The 14,529-nt window shown below is 26.5% G+C and carries 14 protein-coding genes; 4 read left to right on the forward strand and 10 right to left on the reverse strand.

Annotated features, from left to right (window positions below):
* Positions 1-187: 187 nt before the first annotated feature.
* Complete coding sequence (locus QOZ84_RS00685; protein ID WP_284131034.1) at positions 188-994, reverse strand: MerR family transcriptional regulator; 807 nt, start codon at positions 992-994, stop codon at positions 188-190.
* Between the two features lie 129 nt (positions 995-1,123).
* Between QOZ84_RS00685 and QOZ84_RS00690 the strand changes: the two genes are divergently transcribed.
* Complete coding sequence (locus tag QOZ84_RS00690) at positions 1,124-1,756, forward strand: GNAT family N-acetyltransferase (RefSeq protein WP_284131035.1); 633 nt, start codon at positions 1,124-1,126, stop codon at positions 1,754-1,756.
* 67 nt (positions 1,757-1,823) lie between these two features.
* Here the strand turns inward: QOZ84_RS00690 and QOZ84_RS00695 are convergent, their stop codons facing one another.
* Both QOZ84_RS00695 and QOZ84_RS00700 read right to left on the reverse strand, forming a co-directional pair.
* Positions 1,824-4,598: a DEAD/DEAH box helicase gene (locus QOZ84_RS00695; RefSeq protein WP_284131036.1), complete on the reverse strand. Its 2,775-nt coding sequence runs from the start codon at positions 4,596-4,598 to the stop codon at positions 1,824-1,826.
* Between the two features lie 77 nt (positions 4,599-4,675).
* Positions 4,676-5,389 (reverse strand): cyclic nucleotide-binding domain-containing protein, encoded by a 714-nt coding sequence (locus QOZ84_RS00700; RefSeq protein ID WP_284131037.1) that lies wholly within the window; start codon positions 5,387-5,389, stop codon positions 4,676-4,678.
* Between the two features lie 144 nt (positions 5,390-5,533).
* Between QOZ84_RS00700 and QOZ84_RS00705 the strand changes: the two genes are divergently transcribed.
* The 3 genes from QOZ84_RS00705 (at position 5,534) to QOZ84_RS00715 (ending at position 6,736) form a co-directional block, all read left to right on the forward strand.
* Positions 5,534-5,956, forward strand: a complete 423-nt coding sequence (locus QOZ84_RS00705) for a DMT family transporter (RefSeq protein WP_284131038.1) — start codon at positions 5,534-5,536, stop codon at positions 5,954-5,956.
* Positions 5,957-5,966: 10 nt separating this feature from the next.
* On the forward strand, positions 5,967-6,404 hold the full coding sequence (locus QOZ84_RS00710) for a DMT family transporter (protein ID WP_284131039.1): 438 nt from the start codon (positions 5,967-5,969) through the stop codon (positions 6,402-6,404).
* A gap of 104 nt (positions 6,405-6,508) precedes the next feature.
* A complete protein-coding gene (locus tag QOZ84_RS00715; RefSeq protein WP_284131040.1) occupies positions 6,509-6,736 on the forward strand; it encodes a hypothetical protein in 228 nt (75 codons plus the stop codon).
* 140 nt (positions 6,737-6,876) lie between these two features.
* On the opposite strand, the gene QOZ84_RS00720 is transcribed toward QOZ84_RS00715, so the two are convergent.
* The 7 genes from QOZ84_RS00720 to hfq all read right to left on the reverse strand — a co-directional run bounded on the left by QOZ84_RS00720 (position 6,877) and on the right by hfq (position 14,490).
* The gene (locus QOZ84_RS00720) at positions 6,877-8,262 is read right to left on the reverse strand and encodes an MATE family efflux transporter (RefSeq protein ID WP_284131041.1); all 1,386 of its coding nucleotides are present in this window, start codon (positions 8,260-8,262) and stop codon (positions 6,877-6,879) included.
* A gap of 81 nt (positions 8,263-8,343) precedes the next feature.
* Entirely contained in the window at positions 8,344-9,225 is an 882-nt protein-coding gene (locus QOZ84_RS00725) for a DMT family transporter (protein WP_284131042.1), read from the reverse strand.
* Between the two features lie 140 nt (positions 9,226-9,365).
* Positions 9,366-10,643: a methionine gamma-lyase family protein gene (locus tag QOZ84_RS00730; protein ID WP_284131043.1), complete on the reverse strand. Its 1,278-nt coding sequence runs from the start codon at positions 10,641-10,643 to the stop codon at positions 9,366-9,368.
* 88 nt (positions 10,644-10,731) lie between these two features.
* Complete coding sequence (locus tag QOZ84_RS00735) at positions 10,732-12,693, reverse strand: sensor histidine kinase (RefSeq protein ID WP_284131044.1); 1,962 nt, start codon at positions 12,691-12,693, stop codon at positions 10,732-10,734.
* 164 nt (positions 12,694-12,857) lie between these two features.
* Complete coding sequence (locus tag QOZ84_RS00740; RefSeq protein ID WP_284131045.1) at positions 12,858-13,424, reverse strand: hypothetical protein; 567 nt, start codon at positions 13,422-13,424, stop codon at positions 12,858-12,860.
* 132 nt (positions 13,425-13,556) lie between these two features.
* A complete protein-coding gene (locus QOZ84_RS00745) occupies positions 13,557-14,072 on the reverse strand; it encodes a transcription repressor NadR (protein WP_284131046.1) in 516 nt (171 codons plus the stop codon).
* Between the two features lie 103 nt (positions 14,073-14,175).
* The gene (gene hfq, locus QOZ84_RS00750) at positions 14,176-14,490 is read right to left on the reverse strand and encodes an RNA chaperone Hfq (RefSeq protein ID WP_284131047.1); all 315 of its coding nucleotides are present in this window, start codon (positions 14,488-14,490) and stop codon (positions 14,176-14,178) included.
* Positions 14,491-14,529: the final 39 nt, after the last annotated feature.

Raw genomic sequence — 14,529 nt, forward strand, 5'->3', positions numbered from 1 at the left:
ACTGTATCAAGCTTTTCATTTATCTCACTAAAGTTTCCATTTTTATTTTTAAGTTTTATTCTATGTCCTGTAATACTGTTAAGACCAAACCTAAAACTACCACTGGCAATCCTACAATAGCAGCTATAGGTATTCTAAGTCCATGAGAAGCATCTGATACAAATTTATTCCTATACTAATATAGTTATTAAAAATTATCTGCTATTAATACTTGAATTTGACAGCTATATGATTCTATATTAAAAAAGTCATTAAATAACTCAACTTCAACAATATTTTTAACCTTAAAATTATTTTCTTTTATATAACTAATTATCTGCTTTATACTAACTTCTTCATTTTCTTTGCTATAAGCTAAGGTTACATACCTACCTTTAGGTAAAATTTTAATATAATCCTCTATTTTCATATCAAAGCTTTGCTTTATACAATTAAAAACATACCTTGGCTTTAAATATTCATCTAACTCAAAATCATATAAAATGCCTCTTTCCATATATGTATCTACATTTTTATCTTGAATAAGCTTGTCTAGCTGTGAATAATAAAGAACTTCTTTTAAGCTCCCTTCTTCTTCAAAAGGCGCTACAATTATATAACGTTCTTCAAAAGTTTGGATAGAAATTTTATCATTGTTTAAAATTTCCTTAGATTTTTTTACACTTGTATCTAAAGTATCAATATCATTTATTATTTCCTTCATTTTATTTATATTCGCTTCAGCTTCAGACCTTTTTAGCTGCAAAAATTCTATTAGTTTATCAGTGTCACGTTCTTTAAAGATCTCTTGAACTTCTAAAATACTACTTCCTAAAGTTCTACATGCTTTTATAATATCTATATATACAAATTGGTCTATAGAGTAGTATCTATAGCCAGTTGTATTATCAATGTATTTTGGAATAAGAATCCCCATTTTATGATAGTATCTTAAAGACTTTATAGTAATTTCTTTAATTTTAGATACCTCCCCAATAGAGTATAAATTTTTCATAATAAATCACATCCTTAATATTTCATCTTTTTCTTGACTCTCCCCTTAGAGTACACATTACTATCATTATAAGGTATTTAAAGACAAATATTAAACTTAAATTTAATAATATGAGAGGTAGTGTATAAAATGAATGCAGTAGTTTATAGAGATTTAGATAAAAAGGATTATGATCGTATTAAGGAATTAATAGCTAAGGCTTTCGGATTTGATAAATTTATTAAGGATGAAAATTTTTTAGATTTAATATTAAATATTTATTTACAAAATTGTATTTTAGCAAGTTCCTTTAGTAAGGTAGCTGTAAAAGATAATAATGTAATAGGCATTATTTTAGGAGATGCTAAAAAAGATAAAAATCGTATAAGAAAATTCCATAATAGTTTAAGTGTTTTATATACTACAACTAAATTAGTATTTTCTAATAAAGAAAATAAAAAAATTCTTAAAGAGTTCGCTAAAATCACAAGTACTTATAAAGAAATTATTCAAGGAAAGAAAGAAGATTTTCAAGGCTGTATTCAACTATTTATAGTATCTGAAGAATCTAGGGGCCTTGGTGTTGGTAAATCTCTAATTAGTTATTTATCTAATTATATGAAAAGTATGGATGTTAAATCTTTATATCTATATACAGATAATAAATGTAACTATGGATTTTATGACAATCAAAACTTCAATCGTATAAATGAGAAAAAAGTCTATTTTGATACAATTCAAGAATATCTAGATGTATTTTTATATAGTTATAATTTTAACTAGAAATTTAATAAGGTAATGACTTAAATTATTTAGTCATTACCTTTACATAATTTATTAAATTTATAAATCACTTAAATAAATTTAATATTTCCTCATTTGATAGATTCTTTAAATTAGCTCCATCAGATAAATTCCCATCTATTATATCCTCTATTAATTCTTTTTTGCGCTCTTGTAACTTTACTATTTTTTCTTCAATAGTACCTTTTGATATAAGCTTTATAACTTCTACTACTTCCCTTTGACCATATCTATGAGCTCTATCGCTTGCCTGATTTTCAACAGCTGGATTCCACCAAGGGTCAAAATGAATTACAGTATTAGCTGAAGTTAAGTTAAGACCTGTTCCACCTGCCTTTAACGAAATTAAAAATACCTTCTTATCTTTACCTTCATTAAATTCATCTACTAGATTTATTCTGTCTAGTGCCTTAGTTTGTCCATCTAAATATAAGTACTCTATATTGTTTTGAGATAACTTTTTACCTATATTTTGAAGTACAGTAGTAAACTGCGAAAACACTAATATTTTATTATTTATCTTACTATATTCCTTTATGATATCTAAACAAGCTTCTATTTTTGCACTTTTACCTTTATAATCAGATACTATGATGCTTGGGTCTAAGCAAAGTTGTCTTAACTTTGTTAAATAAGCAAACACAGTTATCTTATTTTCTACATCTCTTTTTTCTTCTAACTTACGTTTTATATCTTCTACATAAACGCTATAGATTTTTCTTTGTTCTTTGTTTAACTCTACTAAAAACTCTTTTTCTATTTTATCAGGTAATTCTTTTATAACTTCTTTTTTTGTACGTCTTAATATAAATGGTTTTATCATTCTTTTTAAATTTTCTAACTGACTTTCGTCCCTAATAAATATAGCATTAAACTTAGTTACATTATATAAATATCCTGGCATTATAAAATCAAATATAGACCAAAGTTCTATCATATTATTTTCTAATGGCGTTCCTGTAAGAGCCAACTTAGTTTTAGCTTTTATAGCTTTTACTGCGTCTGTACTTACAGCAGTTGGGTTTTTAATATTTTGAGCTTCATCTATAATACAGTAATCAAAGTCTATTTTCTCATATTTTTCTAAATCGTTTTTTAAAGATCCGTAAGTAGTTAAAATAACATCGTAATTTTCTATAGTATTTATTATTTTTTCTCTTTCTTTTTTTATCCCATGAGCGATGCCTATATTCATACTTGGCGCAAATTTTTCAAACTCATTTTTCCAGTTATGTACAAGTGATGTTGGAGTTATCACCAAAGTCTTTTTACCTTTTCTAGACAATAAAAATGATATAGCTTGCAAGGTCTTACCCAATCCCATTTCATCTGCTAATATTCCTCCAAAGCCACAATACTCTATAGTTTTAAACCAATTTAACCCCTCTATTTGATAATCTCTAAGATTTGCGTTTAAGTCTTTTGGGGTTTCATAACTTATATTATCTATATTTTTAAATTTATCTACAATAGCTTTAGTTTTTTCTACACCTTCTATATAAGGTAGTTTCTTTTCTATGAGTAAATTTTCAATATATAATGCCTTATTTGAATTTATTTTCATATTATTTAAGTCATTAGTGAATCCTAAACTTTGCATTAATTTAAATGTTTCTTTAGTTTCTTTTTCTTCTAAATTTATAAAGCTTCCATTTCCAAGCTTATAAAATCTTTTATTAGCTTTAAATGCATTTATTATACTCTTATATTCTTTTTTATCTACACCTTCAATTTTAAAATTAAAATCTAAATAATGATTTACTTCTTCACCTAATCCAACTTTTATAGAACTATGTGTATATATTCTCTTTGACTTTAATTTATCTGAATAATAAACTTCACCTATGTTTTTTAGCCTATTTATCTCAAAGCTTAAAAAGTCATATAACTGACTGTCATTTCCTTTAAATATATATTTACTCTTTTCTTTTTCAAAATAGTAAGTATATAGCCTATATATTGCATCTTCTTCTTTTTGCATGTCTTTAATTATAAATTTACCTTCATCTTCACCTTCATACTCAAAAACTATATCACAAGTTACTTTTTCTTCTTCTAAGTCAAAATAGTACCTTACTATCAATTTTTCACAAATATTTGATTCTATTTTCTTATCTATTCTAACTTCATTAGATATGTTTTTTAGTTTTGGAATTACATTAGTAAGAACTTCACTTGCCTCATTGTTTGTAAATCTTATTTCTTTAAACTTCTCTAGTACCGTGTACAGTTTTTTATAGTATATTCCACTTTCAAAACTTAATAAGTATATATCACCTTTATAAAATACTACATCTCCCCTTTGAGATATAGGAACAGGTAGATTCTCTTCACTTTTCAATAAAATTTCATTATTTCCCATTTCTAAATCTATATTTATAGGTAAAACGCCTTTTATTATTTTGGGATTATAGTACAAATTTTTATATTTAAATTCAAAATCTTTGTACTGCAATAATTCCATTAATCTTCTTACTAAAGGTCCATTTATAAACATAGATGTCTGCTCTCTTGTTGATGAATTATAAGAAAGCCCCATTCCATATTCTTCTATCATATCAACTATTTTTTCATCATCATAAGAAAAATAATTATTTGATACATTATACACAAAGTCTATTCCATACACTTTATCTCTTGAAGTTGTTCTTGAGTACGCAAACTCCCTTAGATTTTTTAATGTATACATTTTATCTATTCCTATTTTAAAATTAGCTTTTATGCTATTTTCTCCTACAAGTTCCACATTTACTTCTAGTTTCACTTCTTCCTTTGGCTTACTTTTAAAATAGTTTAAAAAGTCTTTATTTGTAAAATTCATTCTCCCACCTGTTTTCATTATGCTAAATTTAATTATATTATTTTTAAATTATGTTCGTCAATTACAACACTATCTTTCTATAAAAACTTAGAGTTTTGGTATAAATCACCTGCTAATTTTTCTAAAAGTAATTTATCAATAACTCTATATCCAAACTTATCCTTTTCAATTACTTTCTTTTGACATAATCCATTGAAAGTTCTTAGTAAATGTCTATAGCTGCTACCTAAAAGTTCTGCTAAATTCACTAAATTATCAACAAAATCTATATAAGCTTTACAATTCTCAGGATTTACTACTTCTGATGCTTCATTTATATAACTAGCTAATCTATTTTCTAATGGGTAAAGCAAATTTACAGAACTATTAGTACTTATTGTAGAAAGCTTTTCTGCTAAGCTTTCACATATAAATTTTAAAAATTTACTATCTTTTATTAATTCATTTCGTACCTTTTCCATTGATATGCCTAAGCAATAACAATCACTTAAAGCTTGAATTGTACTTGATGCTGGTTGTTTTTTTACAACCTCTATATCTCCTATAACTTGTAGAGGTTTATAAAAACTCAAAAGTAAATTTTTTCCATTTGGTAAGGTTTTAAACACTTTAGCTTTTCCTTCTATAAGAAATGTAAAATACGGCATATCTTCACCTTCTGTACATAGATACTCGTTTCTCTCGAATTCAAAAACTTTTATATGTTTTTTTACATCTTCACTAAAAAAATTGCTCATTTTTAGTTCATTATAATAATTTTCTATAAGACATAAATTTTCTATTATTTTCAATATTCATGTTCCTTTCATTGAATACTTTATTATATTTTTTTATTATTTAATTTCTATTTTATATATACATGTGACATATGTCATTCTTTTTATTATTTATTTATGATAACTTATTAAATATGAATATAAATTAGGGGGTTAGTGATGAATTATCTTATCTCAGTTTTTACGGGTGTACTACTATCTTTAATGTTGTCTCTAAATGGTACTATTGGCGAAATCGCAGGAAATTATGCTTCTACTGTGATAATACATGTTATAGGTCTTATAGGGATTATAATTGTGCTTATTGCAACAAAATCAAAATTCAAAAATATTAAAGATATACCTCTTTATATGTACTTGGGTGGACTTATGGGTGTCTTAACAGTTATATTTAGTAATGCTAGTTTTTCTAAATTAGGTGTTTCACTAACAGTATCAATTTGTTTGCTTGGCCAGTTAGTTACATCTATAATAATCGATCATTTTGGATACTTTAACTTACCCGTAAATAAATTTAACAAGAAAAAAACAATCGGTCTTGGTATCATTATACTAGGTATATGTATAATGACTATTAAATAAGGAGGACATTATGATTTATATAATTATCGCGATTTTATCAGGGGTTACTATAGTAACTTCAAGATCTATCAATTGTGTTTTAGCAGATAAAATAGGAATGTATCAAAGTACATTTTTTAATTATGTATTTGGGCTTATTGGTTCATTTTTACTATTACTAATAAGTGGCAACACTTTACAGCTTTTTAATTCACAGTCCTATAGTGCAATATGGTTTGCTTATACTGGAGGTCTTTTAGGAGTTGTTGTTGTTACATTATCATCTTTTTTATCTTCTAAAATTTCGTCTTTTTACTTAACACTTTTATTATTTATTGGTCAGCTTTTCACTGGAGTTTTGATAGATTATATATCTAATGGGTATATCCCTATTTATCAAATAATTGGTGGTATTTTAGTTATTATTGGTCTTGGTTATAACCTTTTTATAGATAACTCTTTTAAGTAAAAAATCTATTATATTGAATATATGTTTCACTTTATTTAATATAGAGGAAATTTAATAATTATGTATAATATATTACTTAAGTCTAATCTGTTAAGGAGATTATTATGAAAAAATACGAAGTTTTAAAAGAAATTTACAATCCTTGTGCTGGTAAATTCGCCTTTGATACTAGCTTTCCTAATGAAGTTGAAAGTGACAATTTAGAAGAAACTCTTAAAAGCTTCCTTTCTATAGATTTTCCAGAATACAAAAAGGAAGTTTTTAGTGATGGCACAGTTATTTATATATTAAATTTACCTCTTATGGAGAGGTATAGTTTTTCAGAAATTTAATTTATATCTATTTTGCTTGTCTTAAAATTATGAGACTAAATTCTCTTTATTATAAGCATATATACATATTCGCAGTAATCGTATAAAATATAAAAAATAAGAAGAATGTTTTATCTGAATTCTTCTTATTTTCAATATTTTTATTCTTTTACAATTTTATTATTATCCTTTAAAACATGGTATAATTTTTTAGTTTTAAATAGCCAAATAAATATACTTATCATTAAAATGCCCTTTAGTATCGTGGTTAAAGTTATACTCCACCATACACCATTTAATCCCATTAAATTCGGATTTGATATTAAATAAGCTAGAGGAACTCTTAAGCCTGTTAATATTATACTTATAATCGATGGGATGTAAGTCCTTCCAAGACCTTTAAAAGCGCCTGCTGTTATAATTTCAATACACATAAAAAATTGAGAATATCCCAATATCTTAAGATATGTAGTTCCTTCAAGTATAGCCTTTGGTTCCGATATAAATACAGAGAATATATATTTCCCTCCAAATACTAATACTAATGTAGTAATTATCCCTAAAATCATAGCTATAATTATACCAATCTTGCACCCTTTCGTTACTCTATCATATTTTTTAGCTCCATAATTCTGACCAACAAAACTTCCAAGCGATACTGCTAATCCTTCTGTAGTCATCCATGAAATAGATTCAATTTGAGAACCTACCTTTTGTACTGCCACTGCCACTGGTCCAAAAGATGCTACAACTACTCCAAGTAACATTGAAAATATTGTAAACATCCCACTTTGTATTGCTACTGGTATTCCTAGCTTATACAAAATTTTATAGTATTTTATCTCTATATTTTTAAATAACTTAACTTTGAAGTACTCATGTTTACTCTTTGAAATAGTATATAAAAATAAAGAAAATACTATAATCTGTGCAAAAACTGTAGCTATAGCGGCTCCCGCTACACCAAGCTTTGGAAATCCTCCTAATCCAAGTATTAGTATTGGATCTAATATAATATTAGCAATTAATCCTACTGTGTTAATTTTAAAAGGTGTCTTACTGTTTCCCATTCCATTAAATATTGCTGTAAATACTGGATTGATAAAGTAAAATACCATTCCTAAAGCTATTATATATAAGTAAGTTCTCGACATATTTATAACCGATTCATCACCTAAATTAAAAAATGCTATAAGATTTTTATTAAAAACAATTAAAAATATAGTATACAAGATAGATAATATAATATTTATCTCTATTGCTGCTTTTATATACGACTTTGTTTTATTTATACTATTTTCACCAATACTTTGAGCTACTTTTATTTCTCCACCAATTTTTGAAATCATAACAAATGCCATCGCAAGCCATGGAAAAAAACCAGCGGTTCCCACTGCTGCTACTGAACTACTTCCAGCTTTTCCTACCCATATCATATCTACCATGTTGTAAGCCATTTGTATAAATGATGTTCCCATTATAGGCAATGATAATTTTATCAGTTTTTCTGTAATTCGCCCTTGTGTTAAATCAACTCTATCTTCCATATAAAATCCTCCATACCTTGATATTAAAATATATAAACAAAAAAAACTAGAGTAAATTTTTATTTTACCCTAGTTTTTTCACTATTTAACTTTATCAAGTTTTTTATTGTATCTAAATATATAAAATGATGCTCCAAATATTACAAAGTATCCTATTATACTAAATATATCAGGAAATGCTTTAAATAATATTATACTTATTATAGCTGAAAAAATTATATTAGAATAATCAAATATAGAAATTTCTTTAGCTGGTGCATACTTATATGCCCAAGTTATACCAAATTGACCTACTGTTGCAAATACTCCTGCTAACATCAAATAAACAAATTGAAGTATACTCATAGACTCGTATGAAATTATCATAAATGGTAATATTACAACTAATGAAAATAGAGAAAAATAAAACACTATTGTAGCACCTTTTTCTTTTCCACCTAGTACTCTTAAACAAGTATATGCAGCCGCTGCACAAAAAGCTCCACTTACGCCAACTAATGATGGAATTACATCTAAGTTAAAAGTTGGCTTTATTATAAATAAAGACCCAGCAAATGCTACTAATACAGCTAACATTTGATTAGTTTTAATTTTTTCTTTCAAAAATAGTGCTGAAAATATTATAACTATAAAAGGACTTAACTTATTTAACATATTTGCATCTGATAAAACTAACTTATCTATAGCATAATAATTAAATATTATTCCTAAAGTTCCAAATGCAGCTCTTAATGTTAAGATGCCTCTATTTTCTTTTTTTCCGAAAAAACTTTCTTTAGTATTTAAAATCATAGCAAACGCCACTATACAAGAAACTAAGTTTCTAAAAAACGTTTTTTGAAAAGTTGGTAAATCGCCCGATAGCTTTACAAATGCTGACATCATTGCAAATCCAAAAGCTGATATTATTATACATATTATTCCTTTTGCTGTTTCACTCATATTATTTTTTATATTGTCCATAAACGCCTCCTAGAATTATACTATATCTTATACCACCTAATTTAGCAAAATAATAATTTAAAATATAATTAGGACTATAGTCTTTATATGATCAAAAGACTATAGTCCTAATACAAATTAGATGGTTATGTATATTTATATTATTTATTCTTTTTCATATACTCAATAGCTTTTAATGTACCCATTTTAGAATGATCAAATGTAAGACCACCTTGGAAGTAAACATTATATGGTGGCTTTATTGGAGCATCAGCACTTAATTCTATTGAAGAGCCCTGTATAAATGCACCAGCTGCCATTATAACTTCATCATCATATCCTGGCATCGCCCAAGGAACTGGTTTAACGTATGAATCAACAGGAGCTGCTGCTTGTATTCCTTGACAGAATGCTATAACTTCCTCAGCACTGTTAAGTCTTACTATTTGTATTATATCACTTCTTAAATCATCATATTTTGGAAGAACTTCATATCCTAACTTTTCAAACATTCTAGCACAATAAATTGCACCCATTACAGCTTGACTTACTACATATGGAGCCATAAAGAATCCTTGAAGTACAGTTCTACTAGTTCCAAATGTAAGTCCACATTCTTTACCTATTCCAGGAGACGTTAATCTATATGATATTAATTCTACTAAATCGTTCTTACCTACTATATATCCACCAGTTAAAGCAAGACCTCCACCTGGGTTTTTTATAAGTGATCCTGCCATTATATCAGCACCAACATCAGTTGGTTCCATAGTTTCTAAAAACTCACCATAGCAATTATCAACCATTACTATAACTTCAGGTTTTATACTCCTTACAGTATCTATAATTTCTTTTATATCAGCTATTGTAAGTGATTCTCTCCAAGAATATCCCTTTGATCTTTGTATCATTACAAGTTTTGTTTTATCGTTTATTTTAGTTTTTATTCCTTCTAAGTCTACATTTCCATCTTCTAAAAAGTCTACTTGATCATATGTAACTCCAAATTCCTTTAAACAGCCCTTTTCTTCTCTTATACCTATAACACCTTCTAATGTATCATATGGCTTACCTGTTACTGATAGTATTTCATCTCCAGGTCTAGCAATTCCTTGCAAGCATAAAGTTAGTGCATGAGTTCCATTAACTATTATAGGACGAACTATAGAATCCTCTGCATTAAATACATTTGCATATATTTCCTCTATTTTTTCACGACCAAGGTCATTATATCCATATCCAGTAGTCCAATTGAAGTGATTATCACTTAAATGAGCTTCTTGCATCGCTTTTAATACCTTGTATTGGTTATATTCTCTTATTTGTTTTATTTCTTCAAATTTAGGTTTTATTTCTTTCATAACTTCTTCTGATAATTCAAATGTTTCGTCATCTAATCCATAGAAGTTTTTTAATAGATTTTTTGTTTCGTTTAACATATTCTTCACCTGTCTTTTATTTGATTTTAACAGTAGAATTTTATCATAATAGGTGAATTTATGCAAATATTGTTATAACCATCTTGTCTTAAATGTAAATATCTGAAAACTCAATACTAGTACTCATTATATCTGACTGTGATTGGTCTAAGTTATAAAAATATACTTTTTCTCCATCTAAAATTTTTATTGGCAATTCTACTGTAAAAACAGAGCCTTTATTTAATTTAGATTCAACATATACATCTCCATCATGAGATTTTACAAAAGACTTAACGAGCGATAAACCAATTCCACTACCTTCATTTTTTCTAATCATAGTATCTTCTATCTGAATAAATTTTTCAAATATTTTTTCTACGTTGTCTTCATGTATACCAATACCTGTGTCCTCAACAGTAAAAATTAACAAATCCATTTTTTTATATACATTAACAGAAATTTTACCGCCATTATTGGAAAATTTTATAGCATTTGATAATAAGTTTAAAACGATTCGCTCAATCTTATTTGGATCTGCCCCCATTATTATTTCTTCTTCATCAGTATCAAATATAATCTCTAATTCTTTGCTTTGTGCGTAAGGTATTATTGATAACACTATATTTTCTAATAAACTTATTATTTCTATATTTTTTAGTTTTAGATCCGTAAAACCAGAATCCACTTTAGCTACATCTATTATATTATTTATAAGCCTAAGAAGCCTATTGCAATTTTGTTTTATTATTTTTATATTATTGGTACTTTTATTTACATCATTACTTTTATTTAAATTCAATTCTAATAATTGACTAGAAGACATTATAACAGCTACTGGTGTTCGCAATTCATGGCTTATATTTGAAATAAAATTACTTTGCGATTTATTAGCACTTTCAGCAATTTCCTTTGCTTTAAGTATCTCCTGTTCATATATTTTTCTTTTCTTCATATTTACAACTAAACCGATTATTGTTATTAGCAAGCATATAGTCACTATTATCATAGGTATTATAAGCATTTTATTTTTTTCAAAATAAGATATAGGTTTGTTTTTTATATGTGAGTTTTTAGGTAACTTACTTTCCTTTATATTATATTTTTTTAATTGGTTATAATCAAAAATATATTCATAAATTCTACTTGTATCCCAAAGTTTATTATTTGGAATATCTCCCGACATTATTTGTTTACTTATTTCTCCAGCTAACTTACCTAAATTAAAATTAGATACTACTGCCCCACCAATAAAACTATCTTCTAATAAATGATCTAATGTATTATATATAGGTGCTGTTTTATTTTTTTTTAAAATTTCAATAGATTTAATCATCTTGGGAAAATCATCTTGTTTGCTTCTAGGAGAGTATATAGATAATATAACATCATCTTTATTTAATTGATTTATCTTATTTTCAAATTCTTCTAATGACATATCACCTAAAGATATATGTTTGAAATTTAAATTAGTATACTTAGATTTTAATGTATAAAATTCTTTTAAGTCTTCAGAATTTTTAGACGATGAATAAGTTAAGCCAACAATATTTTTGTTTTTGTGAAGCTTACTAATTAGTTCAACACTTGTTTCTATTGGAATGGTTTCTATTATTCCATACACAGAATCAAGAGATACAGCTTCTGTAGCACTTTTTTTATCATTAATGCCTAAAAATACAATTGGTATATCTTTAAATAAGTCATCCCTATGTTTTTTCCCAAACTCCAAAGCATAATCATCTGCCAGTACTACTACATCAAATTTTTTATATTTATTAATCTTATATTTTAGTAAATGATAAAAATTTTTTTCATTTTCTTCTCCATTAAATTCTCCAAAATCCATATACTCTATTTGTATCTTTACACCTTTGCCTATCCCTTTAACCAAACCAGCTTTTTGCTTATCAAAAGATGAAAAATTCGGACTATAAGAACTTATAAACAAAACTCTTTTTTGTTCTTGTGCGTATGACCCACTTGCCCCCCATAATAATAAAATACAAAATAAAAGTATTATTACTTTAATACTTCTGCTTATCTTATATTCCTTGCTTTGTGCATTCAACTAGATCTCTCTCCCCCTAATATAATCTTTTTAAACTAATTATACCATGAAAACCTTTTAGTATACATTTTTTTACATTCTTATTTTTAAATATTTAAAATATTTGCATTTAAAACAAAACAAGCTAGAATAAATCCTAGCTTGTTTTGTTTATACTATATAATTTAAGTTTGTACTAAAATTTTTTTAGTTACTGATTTAGGTAACATATTCCATATATAAAGTGATAATGAAAAGTCTATCATACTATGTATTAAAGTTCCGACTCCAACTAATCCAAGTATTGATACAACAAATCCTTTATCATAGTATCCATCTGAAAGAGATGATCCAAAGTAAAATGGTATAACTATTAAAACTTCACTAACCGCATGAATTAAAGCTATAAAAAAAGAATACCAAATTGAACTTTTAAAATTATTTAGAACTCCTTTATTTTTCTTTAAGTAAAGTGAGCCTATAGTTACAAATACTACATGGCTTAATGCTCTTAATACTACTGTAATCGGAAATCCTCCCAAGAAAAATCCAACTGTAGTTCCAATTGCTACAAATAATGCTGTTCCTGGTGAAATAAACATAGCTATAAATATAGCTACATGACTTGCTAAAGTAAATGAGGCTGGCTCTAATATTATTTTTATCGGTGAAAATAGAGGTATTATAATTCCAATAGAGCACAATAATGCTGACAATATAATTGCTTGTGTATTTAGCTTTTTATTATTCATTTTATACCACCTTATATTAAACTGTAATTATAGGTGTCTTTACACCTATAATTACAGTTTAATATTTATTTACTAATTTGTCAATTATTGATTAAAAAAAGGATACTTATATTAACGGATATTAAATATCCGTTAATATAAGTATCCTTTTTCTCTTAAAATATTTACTATTTCTTCAAAGCTTTCTTCATGTCTACATCTTATAGTATGAAGGTGTATACCGTCTGTCAATTTAGATAGAGGATTTGTATCTTCTAATTTAAGCTTTTCCATAAAGTCCTTTACATCTCGTCTTGAAGATACATGTAAATCTCCTGTTATTTGCCCATATACACCATGTTCTACTATTACATTTACAACAGTTGCACCTTCATCTACTATTACATTTAGTTCATCCTCTATAAAATTTTTACTATGCTTACATGCTATCGTTTTAATTATATATCCTTCATTATTTTCTTTATTATCTAATATATAACCTTTTGGTGTTGATATTATATTTAATCCTGATGCTCGAAGTAATGCTATATCACCTACTATAAGTTGTCTACTAACATTAAGCTCATTAGCTAAATTTGTTCCACTTATTGCTTTAGTATCATTTTTCAAAATATTTATAATTTCTTCTCTTCTCTCTAATCCATTCATCTCTTACCCTCACTTCTTTATATTTATAATCTTAATTATAACCTAATAATAGATAAGTATAAATAATAAAAAAGCTCACAAGTTAATTTGTGAGCTTACTTTATTATTTATTATTATTGTAACTGTTATTGTTACTGTAATTATTGTTATTAGTAGTAGTTTTGCTATAACTATTTCCTGATTGTTGGTTAGGATTTTGGAAACTTATATATTTTCCTGGAAGTATTGTAGATACTGCATGCTTATATATCATGTTTTGTTGTTTATTATCACCTTCCAATAATATTATGTAACTATCAAACCCCTTAACAAATCCTTTTACTTGAACTCCATTCATTAAATATATAGTTACAGGAATTTTCTCTTTTCTTGCATTATTTAAAAATATGTCCTGTAAGTTTAATACTGAATTTTTCATTTGACAATCCTCCCGAGATCTTAATTAAATTTAAAAGAT

This window comes from Romboutsia sedimentorum (genome assembly GCF_030131845.1).
Lineage (GTDB): Bacteria > Bacillota > Clostridia > Peptostreptococcales > Peptostreptococcaceae > Romboutsia_D > Romboutsia_D sedimentorum.

Coding starts and splice junctions, on each gene's coding strand:
- QOZ84_RS00705 (WP_284131038.1), top strand. CDS start 5,534: ATGAATTATCTTATCTCAGTTTTTACGGGTGTACTACTATCTTTAATG.
- QOZ84_RS00685 (WP_284131034.1), bottom strand. CDS start 994: ATGAAAAATTTATACTCTATTGGGGAGGTATCTAAAATTAAAGAAATT.
- QOZ84_RS00740 (WP_284131045.1), bottom strand. CDS start 13,424: ATGAATAATAAAAAGCTAAATACACAAGCAATTATATTGTCAGCATTA.
- QOZ84_RS00745 (WP_284131046.1), bottom strand. CDS start 14,072: ATGAATGGATTAGAGAGAAGAGAAGAAATTATAAATATTTTGAAAAAT.
- QOZ84_RS00715 (WP_284131040.1), top strand. CDS start 6,509: ATGAAAAAATACGAAGTTTTAAAAGAAATTTACAATCCTTGTGCTGGT.
- QOZ84_RS00695 (WP_284131036.1), bottom strand. CDS start 4,598: ATGAATTTTACAAATAAAGACTTTTTAAACTATTTTAAAAGTAAGCCA.
- QOZ84_RS00730 (WP_284131043.1), bottom strand. CDS start 10,643: ATGTTAAACGAAACAAAAAATCTATTAAAAAACTTCTATGGATTAGAT.
- QOZ84_RS00690 (WP_284131035.1), top strand. CDS start 1,124: ATGAATGCAGTAGTTTATAGAGATTTAGATAAAAAGGATTATGATCGT.
- QOZ84_RS00710 (WP_284131039.1), top strand. CDS start 5,967: ATGATTTATATAATTATCGCGATTTTATCAGGGGTTACTATAGTAACT.
- hfq (WP_284131047.1), bottom strand. CDS start 14,490: ATGAAAAATTCAGTATTAAACTTACAGGACATATTTTTAAATAATGCA.
- QOZ84_RS00725 (WP_284131042.1), bottom strand. CDS start 9,225: ATGGACAATATAAAAAATAATATGAGTGAAACAGCAAAAGGAATAATA.
- QOZ84_RS00720 (WP_284131041.1), bottom strand. CDS start 8,262: ATGGAAGATAGAGTTGATTTAACACAAGGGCGAATTACAGAAAAACTG.